We start from the raw sequence: 21,989 nt of genomic DNA, 5'->3' as shown, positions 1-21,989 counted from the left end.
AAACACTGGCTAAGCCAGTGTTTTTTTATTCTTCTATTTTCTTATCTTCTGTTTCATTCTTTACAATTTCTTTTGCTTCTTCGGATAAATCTTCTTCCTCAATATGTTCGTCTTTGCTATCTTCATCTTTTGGAAGTTCTTCTCCAGTAAACAATATTTCAAATTCTTTTCCTGTTAAAGTTTCCTTTTCCAATAAAGCATCAGCTACTCGCAAAAGAGTATCCATATTGTCGCGAATCAAAGTTTCTGCTTTGGTATAGGCTTCGTTTACAATTTGGCGCATTTCTGCATCAATTTCTGAAGCGATTTCTTCTGAATATTCACGGGAACTTCCAAAATCTTTTCCCATAAATACAGCTTCTTCATCGCTACCATAGGTCAAAGTCCCAATTTTTTCGCTCATACCATATTTGGTAACCATATCTCGAGCAATTTTTGTTACTCTTTCAATATCGTTAGACGCCCCTGTAGAAATATCATCCAAAACCAAACTTTCTGCCACACGTCCACCCAAAAGGCTTACCAATTGATTTTTCATTTCTCCTTTGGTTGTGTAGTGGAACACATCATCTTCTGGAAGATAAGCCGTAAATCCACCGGCACGACCGCGAGGGATAATCGTAATCATATGAACGGGATCATGATTTGGTAAAAGTCGACCAACAATGGCATGCCCCGCTTCATGAACAGCGGTAAGTTTGCGTTCCTTCTCGCTTACTACGGAAGATTTTTTCGCAGGACCTGCTTGTACTTTAATACTTGCCTCTTCCAAATCTTCTGTCTCAATTTTTTTCATATTTCTACGAGCTGCCAACAAAGCTGCCTCGTTCATTAAATTCTCCAAATCCGCTGGAGTAAATCCTGGCGTTCTTTTTGCCGTAACTTTCAAATCTACCCCTTTGGCCAAAGGCTTCTTACGAGAATGAACTTTCAAAATTTCCTCTCTCGCTCGAACATCTGGCAACCCAACATATACAGTACGGTCAAAACGACCTGGACGCAAAATAGCTGGGTCCAAAATATCCGCACGGTTGGTTGCTGCCATTACAATGACACCTTCATTGGTTCCAAATCCATCCATCTCTACCAACAATTGGTTTAGGGTTTGTTCTCTTTCATCATGGCCTCCACCGACACCGGCGCCTCTACGACGACCAACAGCATCAATTTCGTCAATAAAAATAATACAAGGTGCATTTTTCTTTGCCGTTTCAAATAAATCTCTTACACGACTTGCTCCTACACCTACATACATTTCCACAAAATCAGAACCACTCATAATATAAAAGGGAACTTTGGCCTCTCCAGCTACCGATTTTGATAAATAGGTCTTCCCAGTTCCTGGAGGTCCTACCAATAAAACCCCTTTGGGAATTCTCGCACCCATTTGAATGAATTTTCTAGGATTTTTCAAAAATTCAACAATCTCTGAAAGCTCTTCCTTCTCTTCTTCCAATCCAGCCACGTCTTTGAAACTGACAACTTCTCCGTCTTCTTCCTTTATTAGACGAGCTTTGCTCTTTCCAAAACTCATCATTTTTCCGCCCGATCCTTGGGTGTTTCGGATAAAGGTTAATAGCATAAAGCCCAAAAGACCGAACATAATCAAAGAAGGGATAAAGCTCGCCATAGATGAACTTGTATTGGACTCTGGATGTCCTGTTAAAGAAATTTCTCCGTTTTCAACGCTTTCTCTTAAATGATTCTCATACAAACCATCCTGTGCCATTGCAGGGATATTTACTTTTTCAACGGTTTCATCTTTTAAGGTAACGGTTGCTTGAGATCCTTTTAAGTCGATCTTAGAAACATTTTTATTTTCAATTTGTTCTATAAAAGCTGTGTAGGAAATTTCTTCCACAGCTTGCGATGAGGGGCGAAAAAATGCCATTCCAGCTAGGAGCATAAGCAACAAAGCCAAATAAAAGGCAACCCCTCCCCATCTTCTATTCAATATATCTACCTCCTTTAAGGTTATCCTCTTTATTATACCATAAGGGGAAATTGGATTGACTAGGAATTTTGAAACTATGAACCAATTTTATTTTTAGTAAAAAATCTTCTAGGTTTCCCTAGAAGACCTTTTATTTCTCATAAACTTCTGGTTTCAAAACACCTACAAAGGGCAAGTTTCTATATTTTTCTGCGTAATCAATTCCATATCCAACTACAAATTTGTCTTCTACTTCGTATCCGTAATAATCAATGGGAACGTGTCGTTCTCTACGTTCTGGTTTCGTCAAAAGAGTTGCAATTGAAACCGTTTTTGCCCCACGAGATTCCATCACTTTTGTCAAATAACTTAAAGTAATTCCCGTATCAATAATATCTTCTACAATTAGTACATTACGATTTTCTACACTTATATCCAAATCTTTTAGAATGCGGACCTCTCCTGTAGAAGTGGTTCCCATCCCATAACTAGAAACCGCCATAAAGTCAATCTCTATAGGAATCTCTATCTTTTGAATTAAGTCCGCCATAAAAGCAACGGCGCCTTTCAAAATCCCAATAACAATTAATTCTTCCCCAGCAAAATCCGTAGAAATTTGTTTTCCAATACGAACCACTGCCTCTTTAATTTGCTCTTCTGATACTAAAATTTCATTAATATCGTCTCTCATAATTCCTCCCGTAACTCCAATACAAACGCTGGCGTATCATCATAAAATTCATCGATAAAAGGATGTGTATATAAATAAGGAATCCATACAATCTCACCTTCATATTCTACCAAAGGCCAAAGCTCACGTAAATTCCGATCCACCTTTTTATCAATAAATAAATCTTTTACTTTTTTATGACCAGAAAAAATTCTTATTTTGTCTCCTGGTCGGCGGGGCCGAATTTTCACTTCTCCAGATCCTAACAAAATATGCGGACCAAGATAGGTTTCCTCTTTATTAAAATTCTTCCTTTGAAAGTGGAACCGGCCCCCATGGTATTCTTTATTTTCTTCTATTCGTATTTCTTCAAAATCTTTTTTCCCCTGACCTAAAGAAAAAAAGATTTTATTATAACTTTTTCGAACAAAAATATTTTGAGGAAGATGAATTTCTTTTCCTGTACTTCCAAGAAGTAAATCTTCAACATCTTTTATGTGTTGACTGGATATATTTTGAAGATTCCCTGCGGTTTTATAAATGGCCTTTCGTATCAAACGAGAACGAATCGCTGGATCTTCTAAGAGAAGCTCCTCTATAGGAAACGCCCATTCTTCTCCTATTTTTTTACCAAAAATAGAAAATTTTTCTTCGCTTACTTTATCCAAATAATTTTCCGCTTCTAAGGACTGCCGGGCCAATTCAGCCAGAGCCTCTTTCCCATTGGGGTTTTCTTCTAATAACCTAGGAATCCATTCCAAACGAATTTTATTTCTTTGGTAAATACTTTCCTCGTTGGTATGATCCAAACAATAAGGAATTTTCTTCTTATCCAATGTCTCCAAAATTTCTTTTTTATATATACCTAAAAGAGGGCGCAATTTTTGTTCCTCATAAATCTTCATTCCGCCCAGTCCCTCGAGACCTGTACCTCGTAAGATTCGCATAAGAACCGTTTCCACTTGATCATCCTTATGGTGACCTAGGACAATTAAGCCTTCTTCACCAGCTAGAGAGTAAAACAATCTGTAGCGGATTTCTCGCCCAGCCTCTTCTGTGGAAAGTTTTTTCTCTTTTCCATAGGCCTTTACGTCCCATTTTTCCACCCGTAAATCCACTTGATATTCTTGACAGAGGTCCATTACAAATTTCATATCTTCCTCTGCCTCTTCCCTTAATCCATGGTGAATATGGGCACACTGAAATACAAAAGGCCGTTCTTTTTGAAACTCTCTTAAAAGATGAAACAAATATACGGAATCCGGTCCTCCAGACAATCCCAATACAACCTTTTGCCCTTCTTTTATATGTAGTTTTAAGATATCTAGTGGTAACATAAGTCATCCTCAAAAAAGAAACGCCGACTGGCGGCGTTGGTCTTATTCCCTAGCGTTTTGTTTTTCCTTGACGAACATTTTTCCTTTGCTTCGCACTTTCTATTTTTTCGTTGCTATCTTTCATAAACTTCGAAAGCATCTCGTCAAAACTTGTATTCTCTGTTTTATGAACCACTTTTGACAAGGTAACGGCTTGCGGTACTGATTTTTTATACTCTGATTTTTTCTTTTCTTCCGTTTGTTTAATAGACAAACCAATTTTTCCTGAAGGATCAATGGAAAGGACTTTTACCTTCACTTTATCCCCTTTTTTTAGAACATCAGAAACTTCTTTTATATAATCATTTGAAACTTCTGAAATATGAACCAACCCACTGGTGTTTTCATCGATTTGAACAAACGCACCAAACTTTGCCAAGCCAGTGACTACACCATCAACAATTTTTCCAACCTCTAATTCCATAGGGCCTGTATCTCCTCCTAGTAAATTAAATCATTCCCGCGATTCTTCTTTATTTTTATCAATAAAAAGAACTTCTAAAGGTTTCACCATACCAAATTCATCCCTAGCTACTTGTTCTGTAAATTCATAGGACTCGCTATTGTCGATATCTTTCCTTAAGTTCTTAATGTCCGCTGATAAAGTGTCGATTTCTTTGCGGTTGTTTTCTAGTTTTTCCATTTTTTGTTGGGAAACAATATAACTATTTCCTACTGTTACAATTCCCCCCATTAAAACCACTAGGAGCAAGCCTTGTAACATACGAACACCTAAAAGATTTTTTCTTCTCCATACCAAAAAAATCACCTCTTCATTTAAGTATTACACGATTGAAGAGGAAATGCAATACAACAAACTAAATCTCTTCATAAAGATCTTCTGCCCCTTTTTTTTGAACATTATCTTTAATATCCAACACTCGAATTTTTATTTGATGATTTCCAAAAGTAACCTCTACAATATCATCAATTTTTACTTCGTCCCCTGCTTTGGCCACTTTTCCATTGATTGACACACGCCCGCCATCACAAGCTTCCTTTGCCACTGTGCGGCGTTTTATAATTCTTGCATTTTTTAAGTATTTATCTATTCTCACAAAAACTCCTTCTTAAAATAAAAAATAGGGCTCTCAAAAGAGCCCCTTAAGTCCTTATTTATTAACTGTTTCTTTTAATGCTTTACCAGCACGGAAAACAGGTGCTTTAGAAGCAGGAATCTTAATTACTTCTTCAGGATTTCTAGGATTTCTACCTTCTCTAGCTTTTCTTTCGCGTACTTCAAAAGTACCGAAACCTACCAATTGAACTTTTTCACCAGCTGCTAAAGCTTCTTCTACAGAGCTTAAGAAACCGTTCAATGCCATTTCAGCATCTTTTTTTGTTAAGTTACTCTTTTCTGCAATGCTTGCGATTAATTCAGATTTATTCATTATAATTCCTCCTAAAAATAAATGTCTTCTAACAAGATTCTTTGTTTTCCTCTTCTAACCTTAAAAGGAGTTCCTTTAAGGCACTCTCTGCATCTATACCCTTCTCTTCCCCTTTTTCCACCCAATAGAGTAAAATTTTTCCTAAATTCTCTTCCGTTAATTCGTCTGAGAAAATAGACTCTTCTTGTGAAAAATGGGCATAGCTACTAGATTTTCCTTCACTTTTCAAAATTCTCAAAGCCTTTTGTCCATGCATCAACGCCGGCAATCCCTTTAGATGATCCAAACGACTTTCAATGGTTCTGCGATTGTTCTCTTCCATTTTAATGGCTTCCCAATCCGCTTTTCCCTCTCCAAATACGTGAGGATGTCTGCGAATCAACTTTTCGCAAATGGAAGAAACTACATCAGAGAAAGTAAAGTCTCCCTCTTCCCCAGCGATTTCACTGTGAAAGACCACTTGGAACAAAACATCTCCCATTTCTTCCTCAAACTCCATCATATCCCCTTTTTCCAAGGCATATAACGCTTCGTAGGATTCTTCAATTAGGTTGGCTTTAATACTTTCATGGGTTTGCACCCGATCCCATGGACAACCATTTTCGCCACGTAATTGGCGAGTTATCTCAAAAAGATCTTTCAAAGAATATTTTTGATTCTTCGCAACCTTTGGTAAATAGATACTTGTTTCATGAGTCAATTCGCCCATTCGATCCAATTCAAAAGCCATAATTTTATGTACTTTTTCTTTTTCCTGAATCCCCGCATGGGAAATTAGATACAACTCATGAGCATCGCCATACATATCCCCTATAGCGATTTTAAGCTCTGTAGCAATCCGTTGATTGTAAACCTGTGTAACAATCGTATCTGTATGAATATCCAAATCCAAATCAGAAAAATCATCCCCGTTGATTAACTTTAAGCCATCAATAGGATCTTTCCCAACGGCAGACAACATCGGCTCCAAAAAACTCATTCCATTTATCAGTTGATACTCACAACCTGACTCAATCAAATGAATAACCGTCTTTTCTGCAATTAACGGATGCCCGGGCACGAAATAATTGATATCACTTTTCTTTGTCTCTTCCATTAAGGACTGGGCAATCGAAAAATAAATCTCATCAAAACTTTCCTTTGTTTCATAAAATGAATCAAAACTTGTATAAGGAATTTGCTTTTCTTGAAAATATCGAACACTGCTGTGATTTTCTGTTCTTAGAAAATTTGGACATCCATTTTCAATGACATCCATCGCCTCTTTGGTCAATCCTTTTTCGTCCATTGGACCAAGGCCCACAATTCGAATTTTTCCCATAAGCTTCCTCCTTTTACCTATTGTATTTTACTAAACAAACAAGGTTTTGTCTACCGATTTTCCACATTTTCCCCTATTTTTAGCCATTATTTGTAAAAAATAAAAAGATACCGAAGAAAATCGGTATCTTTGTAAATTATTCAGCGTCTGTCTCAGGAGCTGCATTTTCTGCTGGGGCATTTGCTGCCTCTGCATTGTTTCCTCCATTTGCTGGAGCATTTTCTGCTCCTTGGTTGGTTGCTTCATTGTTTGCAGCAGGAGCTTCTGTCTTTGCTTCTGCCTTTGGCAATTCAATCTCTTCCGTTGGATCTACATATTCCTTAACTTTCGCATCTTTTTCCAATTTTTGAACATATTCTGTCAATTTGGTTTGTGCAATTTTTTGTGACATAGATTCTTTTACCGCTTCAAAATCACTTTTCTTATCGGTTAATTTAATAATATGGAATCCGAATTGGCTTTGTACTGGATCAGAAATTTCTCCTACTTCCATACCAAATACTGCGTCTTCAAATTCTTTTACCATGGCTCCCTTACCGAAAGATCCCAATTCTCCTCCGTTGGCTCCAGAACCTTTGTCTGTACTTTTTTCTTTGGCTAAAGTAGCAAAATCAGCTCCACCGTCTAATTCTGCTTTAATTGCCTTTGCTTCTTCTTCTGTTGCCACTAAAATATGGGAAGCGGTTACAGTTGCATAGGTTTCTGGATCTTTATCAAATTCCGCCTTCAATTCTTCTTCTGTTGGCTTCATTTCTTCCATTTTCGCTTGAGGATATTTTTGAATCAACAAACCACGTTTTGTATAGGTTTTATAATAATCTTCTGTTAATCCTTGTTCCTCTAAAGCTTTCTTAAATCCTTCTTCTCCACCATACAACTCTTTGTTTTGGTTAATATAATCTTCTACTTCTTCATCGGTTACAACAACATCGGACTTTTCTGCATCTTGACGTAAGATTTCCATTTGAATCAAATTCTTCAAAATGTTTTCTCTTAATTGAACCGCAACAGTTTTATTTTCTTCTCCCATTGCTGGTTGTGTTAAATAATCTTCTCCGTACTGTGCCATTGCTTGTTGTGCCGTAATTTTATACTCTTCAACATACTCTTCCATAGGAATATCTACACCATTTACAGTAGCAGCTACTCCCTCTTTTTTTCCACACCCTGTCAAAATTAATGATAAAGCCAAGGCTCCAATAGCCAATTTGCTCATGTTTTTCTTAAAATTCATTGAAACGTCCTTTCTGTCTTATACTTATATACATTAATAATTATAACAATTGTCTAAGGTTTATGTGTGTAGAATTTGTGATTTTTTCTTAATTTCGAAATTTTTCTACATCTTGGGACGATTTTTTTCTACTACGTCCACAAATGTCTCCAATTCTTTCATAGGATCTTTGTCTATTTTCAAAGTAAATTCCATTTTTTCTCCTGGTGTGAAAACTACTTTTTTCCCAAAGGCAATGGTCATTTCATTGATTAACGAAAGCTCCATTTCCTTTTCTGGGATAAAAGTTACCGTAATCTTATCTTTTTTCTGAGAAATGGATTCAATGGCAACTTTGGCTGCTCGATTTCTCACTTTTGACATTTGAATTAGATTGATAACAGCTCTTGGTGGATCTCCAAAACGATCGACCAACTCATCAATTACATCTTCTTCATCAAAATCATTTTCAATAATGGCAATTTTTCGATACATATCCATTCGTTGACTGTCGTCTCGAATGTAGGCCTTTGGTAAGAAAGCATCCAAAATCAAATCGATAGTTGTTTCTACTTTTTCCTCTACTTCATCGCCTTTTAGTTTACTTACCGCTTGACGTAAAAACTTCACGTACAAATCATAGCCTATTGCGTCCATATGGCCATGTTGACTTTCTCCTAAGATATTCCCCGAACCACGAATTTCCAAATCTCGCAAAGCAATTTTATATCCACTACCAAATTCTGTAAATTCGCGAATGGCTCTGAGTCTTTTTTCTGCAATTTCAGAAATATTTGCATCTTTTTTATAGGTGAAATAAGCATAAGCAATACGATTGCTCCGCCCAATTCGTCCTCTCAATTGATACAATTGAGAAAGTCCCAAACGGTTGGATTCCCAAATAATCATAGTATTGGCATTGGACACATCCATTCCGGTTTCAATAATGGTTGAACAGAGAAGGACATCAATTTCTTTTTCTACAAATTGAATCATTGTATCTTCTAACTCTCGCTCACTCATTTGTCCATTGGCCATGGCAAAGCTTGCTTCAGGGACAAGTTTTCTCAGTTCAGCCAACATCATTTCCATACTTTGTACACGATTGTAGACAAAGTAAACCTGTCCTCCCCTTTCAATTTCTTTCAAAATCGCTTCTCGAACCATTACGCTATTGTACTCTACTACATAGGTTTGTACAGGGAATCTCTCTTCTGGCGGCTCATCAATAACAGACATATCTCGAATTCCTACCATGGACATTTGCAAAGTTCTAGGAATCGGTGTCGCCGTTAATGTCAAAGTGTCAATTTCTGAACGCAATAATTTTAATGCTTCCTTATGACGCACGCCAAATCTTTGTTCTTCGTCAATAATCAAAAGTCCTAAATCCTTAAATTTTATGTCTTTGGACAAAATTCTATGGGTTCCAATTACCAAATCAATGGACCCTCTTCTCAACCCCTCAATATCCGCCTTCTGTTGAGCGGGGGTACGAAAGCGACTTAAAAGCCCTACACGAACGGGGAAATCAGAAAAACGTTCCATTATGGTGTTGTAATGTTGCTGGGCTAAAATTGTCGTTGGAACAAGAATAGCCACTTGTTTTCCATCCATAATCGCCTTAAAGGCTGCTCGTAAGGCTACTTCCGTTTTTCCATATCCTACATCGGCGCAAAGGAGACGATCCATCGGGCGACTTCGCTCCATATCTTTTTTGATTTCTTCAATGGAATCCAATTGCCCGTCGGTTTCATCAAAGGGAAAAGAGGCTTCAAATTCTTTTTGCCAAGGAGTATCCTCCAAAAACGCATGTCCTTGTTCCGACTCCCTCTTTGCATAGAGTTTGATCAAATCATCCGCCATTTCTTCTACGCTTTTCTTCGCTTTGGCCTTTGTTTTTTTCCATGTAGAAGAATTTAAGCGATTGATTTTTGGTGCAACCTCTTTTGAGCCTGTGTATTTATGGATAATGGACAATTGATCCATAGGCAAAAATAGCTTATCTCCGCCACGATAACTAATGCTTAAATAATCTCTTCTTGTTCCTTGAACTTCCAATTGAGTAGTTCCTAAAAATTGACCAATCCCGTGACTTTCATGAACAACGTAATCTCCATAGTTCAGATGGTCCAAATCAATCACATTCTGTTTGGTCTTCTTTTTTCTTTTCTTCTTTGTTTCTCCATAAATTTCTGAATAATTTAGCAATACAAAGGAGATTTCTTCTAGCTCAAACCCTCCATGGGTACTGCCCGGGCCGACGTAAAGAATCCCCGGTTGGATTTCTGGAGCACTTTCCAAACGCTCCACAGAGAACTCCATACTTTTTAAGGCATCTATTAACTTTTCCGTTTTTTCTGCACTTCCGCCTAATAAAACAACTTTATATTCTTTGGAAATATATCGTCGAATTTCCTCCTGAAATTCTCGGATCCGCCCGTTAAAACTTGTCACAGATCGCATCGTGTAATTGATAATTTTTTTAGGAGGAAAATCTTTATAACTTTTTAATATGCTGTTAAAAATAAGAATGGGATACTTTTTCAGCTGATCTTTAACATCTAGATAATTGAGCTGTATTGTCAAATGACTTTTTAATAGCTCTCCTGCTTCGACCAAATCACTTAATGTATCCGATAAATCCAGGGCTTGTCTTTCGGAATTTTCATCCATCCGCTTTGGTTCATCAAAAACGAGAATTGGTTCTTTCGAAAAATAGCTGGACAAAAGAGCTCTCTTCTCCTCTGGGATATAAGGCAAGAGCAAGTCCGTATTGGAAACGTAACCGTCGTTTTCCAAAGTTTCAATAATGGAAAGATATTTTTCTTGCGCTCGTTTGAAGGCAATTTCTCCATGTTTCTCTGTTGCCTTTACTTCTTTTTTTAGAATCTTTCCCATTTCTTCTTTCATTTCTTTGGAAAGAAGAATATCTTGTACGGGATAAATTCTACAGGAATTCAACGTTTCTAGAGAACGTTGTGTTGCAACATCAAATGTACGAATGCTGTCTACTTCAATGTCGAACAACTCGATTCGCAATGGATTTTTTGTTGGACCGAATACGTCTAATATGCCTCCTCGTAGAGAAAATTGCCCCATACCTTCTACAATTTCTACTCTTTCATAACCTAAGGCAATTAGATTCTCAATCATCTGCTCTAGATTGATTTCGTCTCCTATGGAAAGATCCATCATTTGATTTCGAATATTCTCTGGACTCAAATAAATCCCAGCCATGGCTTCTAGTGTTGTTACAACTACTTTTGCCTTTCCATCTAAAATTCCATGAATTGTTTCCAAGCGGCGCTTTAATAACTCATTGCTTCTCGCATCTCGATTGAAGAAAAACAACTCACGGGCGGGTAAATGATAAACCCCTTCCTCAAAATAATAGGTGAAATCCTCGTATAATTTTCGTGCTTTCACTGGATCATAGGTAATCACCAATAATGGCTGTTTTCTTTCTTGAATCAAAGAACTTCCTAGGAAACCAATTCCTTGGGCTGCCATTCCATAAATAGAGATGGGGGTTTGCTCACTCTCTAAAGCCATATTCAATTCTTCAAAATTTTTGGATTCACGAAGAATCTCTAAATATTGTTGAGTATGCATTTCTACCTCCTAAAAACAGCCCAAGGCATCCTTGAGCTGTTTCATTTCTTGCTGTTGTATTTATTCATACCTATATCCACGCCATTTTTAACAATTTCAATGGCTGCATCCTTTGCCGTTTCAATGGTTTTTTCTATGACCTTTCCCTCGTCAGTGGAAAAACCCGATAAAACAAAGCTTGCTAAATCCTGTTGTGGTAATTTCTGCCCCACTCCCAATTTAATCCTTGGAAAAGTATCCGACTGAATTTGATAAATGATGGACTTTAACCCATTATGGGTCCCAGCGCTTCCCTTTTTTCGAATTCGTATGCTTCCAAACTCAATATCAATATCATCTACCAAAACCAAAACCTCTTCAGGGGGAATCTTAAAATAATTCATGGCTTCTCGAACCGATTCTCCACTTAAATTCATATAGGTTTCTGGCTTCAACAGGCGAACTTTTTTTGACCCAATTCGCCCTTCTCCATAAAGTCCTTTGAATTTAATGGTTTTTACAGGAATATTCAATTCCTCTGCAATGGCATCAACCGTTAAAAACCCGACATTATGCCGGGTATAACGGTATTTCAGACCAGGATTTCCTAGGCCTACAATTAACATACACTTCTCCTTCTAATCAATCAAACATCTTGCTTACGCTTTTGTTTGAATTGACACGAGTAATCGCGTCTGCAAGTACTTTGGATACGCTAACTACTTCAATTTTATCAATTTTTTGGTCTGTTTTTAATTCAATGGTATCGCTAATAATAAATTTTTCTAATACAGAATTTTCCAAGCGCTCAATGGCAGGACCAGAAAGAACACCGTGAGTCGCACAGCCATAAACTTTTCTAGCGCCATATTCTTTCAATACTTCTGCTGCTTTACAAATCGTTCCTGCTGTATCTACGATATCATCCACTAAAATACAATCTTTTCCTTCAATAGAGCCAATTACATTCATAACTTCGCTTACATTTGGACGTGGGCGACGTTTTTCAATAATGGCGATTGGCACATTGTGAAGACGTTCTGCAAAATTACGAGTACGTGTTACCCCACCTAAATCTGGGCTTACCGCTACCAAATGGTCTGGATCCACAAATTCATGGAAATAATCTGCCAACAAAGGAATCGCTGTTAAATGGTCTACAGGAATATCAAAATAGCCTTGAATTTGTCCTGCATGTAAATCCATTGCCATTACGCGATCCGCGCCAGATATCGTAATCAAGTTGGCTACTAATTTTGCCGTAATAGGCTCTCTTGCACGCACTTTACGATCTTGACGAGCGTATCCATAATAGGGAATCACTGCGTTGATTCGACCAGCAGAGGCTCTTTTTAATGCATCAATAAGAATCAATAATTCCATTAAATTATCATTTACAGGAGCACTTGTTGATTGGATTACATATACGTCTTTTCCCCGTACCGTCTCTTGAATATCGATTGAAATTTCTCCATCACTAAATTGTTTTACTACACAGGAACCTTTTTTTATTTTCAAATCTTCGCAAATTCGATCTACCAACACTTCATTAGAATTTCCTGTAAATACAATAACTTCTCCGTTTTTCATGGTAATCTCCCCTCTATCCATTCTTACGACTTGTCCAACCAGGAATATTTTTCTGTTGGGATCTCTCTACGGATAATTCTCCTTCAGAAACATCTTTTGTTATTGTGCTTCCTGCTGCAATATACGCATCTTTACCGACTTTAACTGGTGCTACCAAATTGGAATTGCTACCTATAAAGGCCCCTTCTTCCACTACCGTGCGGAATTTTTTATGACCATTATAGTTAGCAAAAATTACGCCACACCCAATATTTACGCCGGAACCAACATCTCCATCTCCAATATAAGCCAAATGTCCTGCTTTGGTTTTTTCTCCTACAATAGAATTTTTTACCTCTACGAAATTTCCTATATGCACGCCATCCATTAACTGAGAATTTGGTCTTAAATGAGCATAAGGCCCTATGGTAACCTCGTTCTCTACTACGCTCTGTTCAATACAAGAATTATCAATTACACAGCCATTTCCAATTTTACTATTGAAAATTCTTGTACTTCCAATTAAGGTTACATCTTCCCCAATGATTGTATTTCCTTGCAAAATAACTCCTGGATATAAAACGCTATCTCTTCCGATTTCTACCCCTGCATCCACTACTGTTGAAGCGGGGTCTAAAAATGTAACGCCATTTTCCATATGCTTTTCGTTGATTCGTCTACGCATAACCTCTTCGCAACGACACAACTGAATTCTGGAATTAATCCCTAACATTTCCTCTTCATTCCCAATGATATATCCTCCTACGGATTTACCATCAGATACCAACAGTTTTACCACATCGGTTAAGTACAATTCTTTTTGAGAATTATTGGTTTCCAAACGATCTAAGGTATTTCGCAAAGCACTTCCCTTAAAGGCAAAAACTCCTGTATTTACTTCTGTTATTGCCTTTTCTTTATCTGAAGCATCTTTTTCTTCTACAATCCCTACAATCTGAGAATTTTCCTTTCGAATAATTCTTCCGTAACCAAAAGGGTTGTTTACGATTGCCGTCAATACACAACCATCAAAATCTTTTTCTTCTACATAATTCAAAAAATTTCCAATGGTTTCTTTTTGAAACAAAGGAGTATCCCCTGTTAAAATCAAAACCAAATCCTCATCACAGAATTCATCCATGGCTGATTTTACAGCAAATCCTGTCCCATAAGGTATTCCCGGACCTACTGGTTGTTCCCGGAATATAACATCCCAATCTTCAAAGGCCTCACGAACCTTTTCTGCTTTATGTCCAACAATTACAACATTTTTTCCCATTTCATTGGCTATGCAATTGTCTACAACATACGACAGTACGCTTTTACCCGCAACAGGATGAAGTACTTTTGGCAATTTTGACTTCATGCGCGTCCCTTCTCCTGCCGCTAAGATAATTGATACTTTCAAACTTTCCACCTCGCTCGTTGGATTCTATCTTATCTTTAGCTTTTCTAAAGACATACCACTTATAATATTACCATATTTTTTGCTCAAATTGATGAATTCTTTCCTAAAATCACCTCTTTATAGAAAAAAATCAACTTCCCTATTTTAACATATTGCCCACAAAAAAAAGAAAGAAGGTTTCCCCTCTTTCTTTCATATCCACTCATAATCGACTTCTTCTTCATAGAACCCATACTTTTTCTTTACTCGTTCTATTTTCTCCAATAAAGGCTCCCCTATAATCCACAAAAAAACTACCGTTGCCACAGCATGAATTGTATCCATAGGAAATCCTCTTAAATAGGCGATTTTTATCATATTCCAATTGAAATCGGAATAAAAACTCAATACACTTACTGGATTCATAATCAAACCATAGATAAAATAGCAGGAAAAAAATCCAAAAACGGCCATGGCTTTTTTATTGGATTTTAATAATCCTTTTTGATGGAGGATGCCTGCTAAAAATCCTATAATTCCAAATCCAAACATTTGCCACGGAGTAAATGGCCCTTGGGAAAAATAAAAGTTGGAAACAAACCCCGTCATTGCTCCGACTAAAAATCCCGATTCTCCTCCTAAGGCGATACCCGTTACAATCACAATGGCTACAACGGGCTTAAATTGAGGTAGCCAAAAAAATGCCATCCTTCCAGCTACACCAATGGCTACCAAAGTTGCCAATAAAATCAATTCCCTCGCTTTTGGTTTTCTATCTTCAAAAATGATTAAGAAAGGAATCGAAATAATCATTAGCATCAATGTTGAAATAAACATATAGGAGCGATCTTTTAATACGGTTACACCGAAAAATAAAATACAGGGAATAATAAAAAGAATCGCAATAGCTGCTACTTTGGTTCGTTTTGAAAGTCGATTTTGTTTTTCAATTGTATTCAATGTATTCCTTTCCCTACCCCTTCCAAATGGAAGATTGTAGTTTTAGTTTTTCTTCCCGCTCTTTTCGACTGCTAGATCGGTACTCGTAAACTAAAAATTCTGGTTGAAGGAATTCAATCATTTCTCTTGTATTTTTGGCTGTAATTACAGAATGGGTGTCTACTTTATGGATAAAATCATAGGCTTGAGCAAATTTCTCATAAAAATCTTCTTTCAAAACTGGAATATTTTTTAACCCTTCTTTTACAATAGACCCAGTAATGGATTGATGGAGATGAATTCCCTTTACAAAAGGAATGAGTTGTGGATTCTTCTGAAAGAAATTCATAACGTATTCTACCCCTTCTTCTTGGGTTTCCAAATCCAAATTATTTTGCATCATATGGCCCGTATCCAACATAAACCCTTTTTTGGGGTATTTCACTCCATCTAGTAATTTCTTCGCCAAGTTTCCATTGTCAAAACGAAGCCCTGGCCAAGGTAAATTTTCCATTAAAAATTCAAAAGTATAATTTTTCCCTTCAAAAAGTTTATTCATAAACTCTATGGAATAATCGATAACTTCTTCATCGGTATAATCGTACTTTCTGTAAAATGTTTCGTACACAGATACATTGCTTACATGAAATACGACGTATTCTGCTCCCACTTCTTGGGCGTAATCCATATCTTTTTGGATGTATGGAATCAAATGGTTTGGATCTTTTCCACCATAAAATTCTTCCCAAATTTTCTGAGAACCATATTCTCTTTTGAGTAAATCTTCCTTCCCAATCCAATAGGAAATCCAATCGGAATAAAAGGGCAGATGAACACCGATTACTTTTTCCTTGTCTATATATTCTTTGTCCTCGCAGCCACAGCGAATGATTTCTAAACCATCCACATAAGGAGCATAGGACGTTTCTAAATCTTCTCGATTTTTATATTCACTTAAAAGCGAAGTTTCTGATATAAAATGCAATATTTTCTTCATGGCTTCCTCCTGATTCAATATTCCATATATACCATTTCCATAGGTTTATTACACATCCTCCCTTTATTGTTGCGTCATCGTCGTATCTCCTACATCTCTTCCTAAATCGCAAGTATATACCCATTCTATTGTATCCCCGTCTTGAAGAGCGTAACGACTGGCCCCATAATTAGGGAACCATCCATTGACTTTATACATCCAGCCAGATAATTCTCCCGTGTCAAATTCATACAAATTGTGGATTCCTTGTACATAAGCCGAATTATAGATTGGTGTAAATACAGATTCCATATGAATTCCTTTTTCTCGAGTTACTCTCTGTAAAACATCATACACAGATTCCCCGGGAGAAAAGGATACCGTTGTAGTGGAAAGAATGGTTCCATCTACAGGAAGCACATCGATTTTATTCCTGTCAAATTTATCCATATTGTTCAAAATCGTATCGCAACGAATGGATAAAGTTGCATGATAGGTTACATCTCGGTTGATTCCTCCTCCTGGTTCCACTGGTTTAGGTTTTCCTGCTGGAGTTGGATCGGTTAGATATTGATCTTTTTCTCCTTTGCTGGAATTCTGTATCGCTTGCTCTTTTATTCTTAAATCTTCTTCTCTTTGTTTGGCTTTTTCTTCTGGAGTAATGTTTTTTTGTAAAGCTTCCGCTTTTTTCTTCAAATCTGCCGTTGTTTTCGGCGTAGTGTTGGCTACAGATGTTGTTGTCGTTTTTGGCTGATTCAAACTCGCCACGGATTCTTCCGAAGACAATTTTACATGTACTGTTTTTTCTCCCGTTTTTGTTTCATCGTAAACCGATTTTGCCTGCACTCGCAGACTTAAACTTTTTTCTTCCTTTGAAACAATTAACGTTCCTGTAGAGCCAATACCTGTGTCTGGATGATGTTCCCCAACAACTTCCCACAAAACTTCTCGAGTAAAATCTCCCTCTCCTTGCACTTCTGCCGAAAAATTCAAAGTCTTTCCTAATTCAACCACTTCTCCTTCAGAAGTAACAACAATCCCCGTTACTTCTCCTTCATTTTTATGCAAAGAAGTAAGAGAGGTTAGATCTTCATTTTCTTCTTTTCGCAATTCGGCTACTTCTTGGGCATTTACTACTTCTCTATTTCTGAGAAAGTCTGCATTGTACAAAAAAGAAGCCGCTAAAATCACTAGAAGAACGATTCCTGTAATGATTTTTTGTTTTTTTGTTAAATACTTCATAAAGCTTCCTTATTTTGCTTCTTGGGTTGTTAAAATAATTTGAACCGCCTCAGCTCTTCGAATGGTATCCTTTGGAACGATTCCTTCTGGACGCCCTTGAATCAATTTGTTTTTAATTGAAAAAGCAACATTTTCTCTTGCCCATGGCGAAACACTTCCGCCATCCTTAAATTGATTCAACAAATTGCTTACTTCTGAAAGTTGAATGGTTTGTCCTTTTCCTTGTAATTTTAAGGTTCTATGAATCATTGCCATTGCCTCTTCCCTTTGAATGTTTGCATTTGGATCGAATTTTCCATCATCTCGACCGTTAATAATCCCAAGGCTTGCTGCAATTTGTACTTGTCCTGCATACCAATCTCCTCCATTGACATCTGGGAAAGAAAGATGTTTAGAGCCTTTTTGTAGCTTCAATCCATTTACCAACCCTACGGCAAATTCTCCTCGAGTAATCGCTTGGAATGGCTTAAATTCTTTGGATTGATTTGCAATTCCAAATCCCTTGGTGTTTTGAATGATCGTTTCTGCCCAATTTCCTTGAATATCTGTAAAGGCCAAATTAGGATTTACTGGTTGTGGGTTTGGTTTCGCAATTACATCTTTGTATTGGAACAAAGGAGCCTTTCCTTCTTGAAATCTTTTCAAAGCAACCAAAGCTTCCATTCCTTGGTCCGTACTCATTCCATCTGTTGTTCCGTTCATAATATGACGAAAGCTTCCATCGCTATTTCGGTAAGTCATAAAAGCATCCACCACCGAATGAGCCTTTCCATTTCCATCGTATTTTACGAAACGCGTATCGGTTTGAGGGTTAATTCCCAGTGTTGTTAAGGCAATAATAACTTGTGCTGAGCTTTCTAAATTTTCGTCTCCCATCGTGTGGTATCCGCCTGTACTCAATTGCAAATCGCTTAGAGCTTGGACTCCTCGATCCACCGCCGTCTTTACTTTTTCATTGGAGTTTTGATAAGGAGCCAAGGCATATAAAGCCATGGCAGTAATATCAGGATCTGCTTTATCTCCCACAAGATTCCAACCTCCGCCTGATACTTCTCTTCTTAAAATTTCATCTACCATCCGCTCTCTAGAGTTTTGATCTTGACTGTTGGAATTTTTAGGCATTTCATAATTTTTTGTATCTAAGGCAATCAAAGCCCAAATAGGACCGTTAATTCCTTGTTTGATTACCCCAGAAAAACTGCTAAGTGGCGCCACTAAATCGTGGCCTCCTACATTTCTTGGATCTTTTCCAATGGCGTTAAGAGCTACAATAACACGGGAATATTCCGTATATTTTGCTCGGTGTAAAACTCCTTGCTTTTCTTTTACTACGCTCTCTACTTTTTGGTAATAATTTTCCAAATAATTTGCTGGAAAATTTGCCTCATTTCTTGCTAAGGACAAAACCGTCCATTCCCCTACTAATGTTCCAAATCCTGGATTGGGAACTTTTTGCAACAAATAGCTCTCCGTTTTCTTCGCTTCCGCTCCAAAATTATAAGAAGCGGCTTGAACTGGTGTTATTACACCTAGCAATAATACCAACGCCAAAAACACACTTACAAATCGTTTCATATTCCTCTCCTTTACAATAAAAAAAGCACGTTAAAAAATAAGGCGAATTCCTTATTTCAACGTACCTCCAGTTTTCTGGTCAGTCACAGTTTTATGGATTTTTTTATTTCTTCTATCCGAATGGGTTCGTTATTTTGAACAATAATTTTTATTTCCCCAAAAGGCAAGCATCTAAGATTTTCAATCAGATTCTTTTCCTTTTCACTTACTTCCATCTTCATATCTTTCCCCCTCTCTTTGAATCCATTCCATCGCTTCTTGAACCGTTATAATGTTTTCGTTTCTTTGGCGACACATTTTATTGGCTCCTGTTGTATAAAAATGATTCCCACGGAAAAATTCATGAGGCTCTCCTTCACTAATTACTTCTCCGTTGAAATACAAATAACAATAATCGCTAACTTCTGCACAAAATTCGATATCATGACTTACGATAATAATGGTATATCCCAAGTTTTTCAAATCTTCCAATACCGATGCAAAAATTCTCTTAAATTGGCCATCCATTCCTTTGGTCGGCTCGTCTAGCAATAAAATTTCTGGTTTTTGAAATAGAGTTTTGGCAATGGCCAGTCTTTGTTGTTCTCCTCCACTAATATCGTAGGGATGATGTTCCAAAATGGATTCCAAACGAAACAAAGAAATCATTTCTTCCATCTTTTCTTTGCCTACCTCTTTGTCCCCACAAAATTCCAAAAGTTCTTCTTTCACTGTTTTTTTCACAAATAGACTTCTTGGATTTTGAGGTACCAAGGCAATATTGGAAGGCATCTCTTGATTCTTTCTCTTTTTTCCTGAATCCAAAATTTTTCCTTTGGAAGGAACGTTTAGGCCGCGAATCAACTTTAGAGTTGTGGATTTCCCCGCCCCATTTCCTCCAAGAATCGATGTAATTTTTCCTTTCTCTGCAGAAAAATCTACATTTCGAATCACATCTTTTCCTTCTTTTTCATAACGGAAGAAAACTTCTTTCGTCTCTAAAATGAAAGGAGCTCTCTCGCGATTTTCTTTGAAAAAATCTTTTCCTTCTAAATTTGAGAATTCTCCCAACCAACGAATTCCTTCCCCAACAGTAATGGGGCATTCTCCCCGTCTATCGCTGCCCAAATAAATTTGTGTAGGAATTGGTAAAGACTGAGCGATTCCTTCTGGATCTTGAACCAAATATTCACCAAACTCTCTAGGTTTGCCTTGAAATTGAATTTTCCCTTCATCCATGTAAAACACACGGTCTACCAACCCAAAAACATCTCCCAAGCGATGCTCTGAAAGAAGAATGGTAATTCCTAACTCTTGGTTGATTTTTTTCAAAGCCTGAAAAAATTCCCCTGCAGCTATAGGATCCAATTGGCTTGTAGGTTCATCCAACAGGAGAATTTCTGGTTGCATTACCAGAATCGAAGCCAAATTTACCATTTGTAACTGACCCCCAGAAAGTTCTCCTACATTTTTATAAAACCAGTCTTCCATGCCAAAAAAACTAGCAATTTCTCCCACTCGCAATCGAATGGTCTGAGAATCCAAACCCAAAGATTCCAATCCAAAGGCCAATTCATGCCATACCTTATCGGTTACGACTTGGTTTTCTGGATTTTGTTGAACGAAACCAATTTTTGTTACCTCTTCTTCTCGGGTTAATTCTTTGTAGGATTTTCCTTTATAATAAATACTTCCCTTTCGCATTCCATGGGAGGCAAGAGTCGGTTTTAATTGACGCAATAGCGTTGTTTTTCCCGAACCAGACAAACCACAGAGTAAAACAAATTCTCCTTTCTTCAATTGAAATTGAATGGAATCTAGGGTATCTTTTTTCCCTTCTGGATAACGAAAAGAGAAGTCCTCTACATGTAATATTTCCATCGTATCTCCTCAAACGTACAAATTAGTACCGGTAACATACACAAACACAAATACAAAATCATGCCAAAAGCGGTAATCCACTGAAAATTGGCAATTTTAATCATGGGATAATAGACCATTTTCAACAAACGATGATAAGTCATCCAAACCAAAAACACGTCCAAAAACAAAATATAAAGGAGACAAATTCCGTCCCGTTTTGTAAATCGAAACAAGGAGAAGTTGGTTCGTTTTCTCAACCCAAAGCCTCTAGATTTCATAGAATCTGCGGTTTCAATAGAAGATTCTAGGGCCCATGTTACAAAAATAGAAAAAATAGCAAACGCTTCTTTTAATTTTTGAATCCAATTCCCCTTTTTTATCTCTCGTCCCAATCCTTTTCTCGCCATGGAAATTTCTTGAATCCTTCTTTTGTACATGGGCACAAAACGCAAACTCATGGAAAATAACAAAGCAAAGGCGGGAGAAAGTTTCCCAAATAAATACATCAATTTATCCGAAGTCATAATTTCATTGTGGCTTCCAAACCATAGTAAAACGGTCATAAACATAAACCCTGCAGAAATTCCATAGGCAACAGACTCTAAAGTAAATGGATTTCCATTCCACAAATAGCCTAAAATTGTTACGCCCCCATGATTAAAAATTGGATTTAAGATGGCAATAAGAAGAAACGTTGCAAAGCTAAAGGCAATGGTACGATAGGTATCTTTTTTTGATCTTGCAATGATCAAATAGGAAAAACTTCCTAAAAATCCTATCCACTGCAATACAGGATGATTGGTAAACATGGCAATTCCAATCACCGAAAGATAATACAATCCATTGACCATTGGATGATATTCTCGAAAAAAATCTTTCATTCTTATTCCCTCACAAACAAAAAAACTGCCCAAAGGTGGACAGTTTATGACACGAAAAAAGATAAATCCTCCACCTAAGA

Annotated in this window: 20 protein-coding genes; all 20 read right to left on the bottom strand. The window is 37.2% G+C overall.

Annotation, left to right across the window (positions count from 1 at the left end; translation table 11 throughout):
* Window positions 1–25 precede the first annotated feature (25 nt).
* The 20 genes from ftsH to LQU94_RS01585 all read right to left on the bottom strand — a co-directional run bounded on the left by ftsH (window position 26) and on the right by LQU94_RS01585 (window position 21,909).
* Window positions 26–1,954, bottom strand: coding sequence for an ATP-dependent zinc metalloprotease FtsH (ftsH, locus tag LQU94_RS01680; protein WP_255702366.1), 1,929 nt, complete (start codon window positions 1,952–1,954; stop codon window positions 26–28).
* Window positions 1,955–2,084: 130 nt separating this feature from the next.
* Window positions 2,085–2,624: a hypoxanthine phosphoribosyltransferase gene (gene hpt, locus LQU94_RS01675; protein WP_230634634.1), complete on the bottom strand. Its 540-nt coding sequence runs from the start codon at window positions 2,622–2,624 to the stop codon at window positions 2,085–2,087.
* Complete coding sequence (tilS, locus tag LQU94_RS01670; RefSeq protein ID WP_230634632.1) at window positions 2,621–3,940, bottom strand: tRNA lysidine(34) synthetase TilS; 1,320 nt, start codon at window positions 3,938–3,940, stop codon at window positions 2,621–2,623. Before tilS ends, hpt begins: the two co-directional genes overlap by 4 nt.
* 49 nt (window positions 3,941–3,989) lie before the next feature.
* Window positions 3,990–4,403 (bottom strand): S1 RNA-binding domain-containing protein, encoded by a 414-nt coding sequence (locus LQU94_RS01665; protein WP_230634630.1) that lies wholly within the window; start codon window positions 4,401–4,403, stop codon window positions 3,990–3,992.
* A 30-nt stretch (window positions 4,404–4,433) separates the two neighbouring features.
* The gene (locus tag LQU94_RS01660; protein ID WP_230634629.1) at window positions 4,434–4,739 is read right to left on the bottom strand and encodes a septum formation initiator family protein; all 306 of its coding nucleotides are present in this window, start codon (window positions 4,737–4,739) and stop codon (window positions 4,434–4,436) included.
* 58 nt (window positions 4,740–4,797) lie between these two features.
* Window positions 4,798–5,037 (bottom strand): RNA-binding S4 domain-containing protein, encoded by a 240-nt coding sequence (locus tag LQU94_RS01655; RefSeq protein WP_230634627.1) that lies wholly within the window; start codon window positions 5,035–5,037, stop codon window positions 4,798–4,800.
* 54 nt (window positions 5,038–5,091) lie between these two features.
* Window positions 5,092–5,370 carry an HU family DNA-binding protein gene (locus LQU94_RS01650; RefSeq protein ID WP_230634625.1) on the bottom strand — a complete coding sequence of 93 codons (279 nt, stop codon included), beginning with the start codon at window positions 5,368–5,370 and terminating at the stop codon, window positions 5,092–5,094.
* A 28-nt stretch (window positions 5,371–5,398) separates the two neighbouring features.
* Complete coding sequence (locus LQU94_RS01645; protein ID WP_230634623.1) at window positions 5,399–6,691, bottom strand: MazG nucleotide pyrophosphohydrolase domain-containing protein; 1,293 nt, start codon at window positions 6,689–6,691, stop codon at window positions 5,399–5,401.
* A 136-nt stretch (window positions 6,692–6,827) separates the two neighbouring features.
* Complete coding sequence (locus LQU94_RS01640) at window positions 6,828–7,925, bottom strand: peptidylprolyl isomerase (protein WP_230634621.1); 1,098 nt, start codon at window positions 7,923–7,925, stop codon at window positions 6,828–6,830.
* A gap of 105 nt (window positions 7,926–8,030) precedes the next feature.
* Window positions 8,031–11,519, bottom strand: a complete 3,489-nt coding sequence (gene mfd, locus LQU94_RS01635) for a transcription-repair coupling factor (protein ID WP_230634619.1) — start codon at window positions 11,517–11,519, stop codon at window positions 8,031–8,033.
* A gap of 41 nt (window positions 11,520–11,560) precedes the next feature.
* On the bottom strand, window positions 11,561–12,124 hold the full coding sequence (pth, locus tag LQU94_RS01630) for an aminoacyl-tRNA hydrolase (protein ID WP_230634617.1): 564 nt from the start codon (window positions 12,122–12,124) through the stop codon (window positions 11,561–11,563).
* Window positions 12,125–12,140: 16 nt separating this feature from the next.
* Window positions 12,141–13,088, bottom strand: coding sequence for a ribose-phosphate pyrophosphokinase (locus tag LQU94_RS01625; RefSeq protein ID WP_255702365.1), 948 nt, complete (start codon window positions 13,086–13,088; stop codon window positions 12,141–12,143).
* Window positions 13,089–13,101: 13 nt separating this feature from the next.
* A complete protein-coding gene (gene glmU, locus LQU94_RS01620; protein WP_370631497.1) occupies window positions 13,102–14,484 on the bottom strand; it encodes a bifunctional UDP-N-acetylglucosamine diphosphorylase/glucosamine-1-phosphate N-acetyltransferase GlmU in 1,383 nt (460 codons plus the stop codon).
* A gap of 183 nt (window positions 14,485–14,667) precedes the next feature.
* Entirely contained in the window at window positions 14,668–15,414 is a 747-nt protein-coding gene (locus tag LQU94_RS01615; RefSeq protein WP_230634613.1) for an ECF transporter S component, read from the bottom strand.
* Between the two features lie 13 nt (window positions 15,415–15,427).
* Window positions 15,428–16,390, bottom strand: coding sequence for a TIM barrel protein (locus LQU94_RS01610; protein WP_230634611.1), 963 nt, complete (start codon window positions 16,388–16,390; stop codon window positions 15,428–15,430).
* Between the two features lie 63 nt (window positions 16,391–16,453).
* The gene (locus LQU94_RS01605) at window positions 16,454–17,611 is read right to left on the bottom strand and encodes a DUF4430 domain-containing protein (protein WP_230634609.1); all 1,158 of its coding nucleotides are present in this window, start codon (window positions 17,609–17,611) and stop codon (window positions 16,454–16,456) included.
* Between the two features lie 9 nt (window positions 17,612–17,620).
* Window positions 17,621–19,186: an S-layer homology domain-containing protein gene (locus LQU94_RS01600; protein ID WP_230634607.1), complete on the bottom strand. Its 1,566-nt coding sequence runs from the start codon at window positions 19,184–19,186 to the stop codon at window positions 17,621–17,623.
* 83 nt (window positions 19,187–19,269) lie between these two features.
* Window positions 19,270–19,407 carry a DUF2292 domain-containing protein gene (locus LQU94_RS01595; protein ID WP_230634605.1) on the bottom strand — a complete coding sequence of 46 codons (138 nt, stop codon included), beginning with the start codon at window positions 19,405–19,407 and terminating at the stop codon, window positions 19,270–19,272.
* Window positions 19,388–21,046: an ABC transporter ATP-binding protein gene (locus tag LQU94_RS01590; RefSeq protein ID WP_230634603.1), complete on the bottom strand. Its 1,659-nt coding sequence runs from the start codon at window positions 21,044–21,046 to the stop codon at window positions 19,388–19,390. Before LQU94_RS01590 ends, LQU94_RS01595 begins: the two co-directional genes overlap by 20 nt.
* Window positions 21,028–21,909 (bottom strand): energy-coupling factor transporter transmembrane component T, encoded by an 882-nt coding sequence (locus tag LQU94_RS01585; RefSeq protein ID WP_230634601.1) that lies wholly within the window; start codon window positions 21,907–21,909, stop codon window positions 21,028–21,030. The genes LQU94_RS01590 and LQU94_RS01585 overlap by 19 nt, the downstream gene beginning before the upstream one ends.
* Window positions 21,910–21,989 lie beyond the last annotated feature (80 nt).

The organism is Peptoniphilus sp. KCTC 25270, from assembly GCF_021012875.1.
Classification (GTDB): domain Bacteria; phylum Bacillota; class Clostridia; order Tissierellales; family Peptoniphilaceae; genus JAJMZJ01.
The sequence above is the reverse complement of the archived record's forward strand: the minus strand, read 5'-3'. Positions and strand labels throughout refer to the sequence as shown.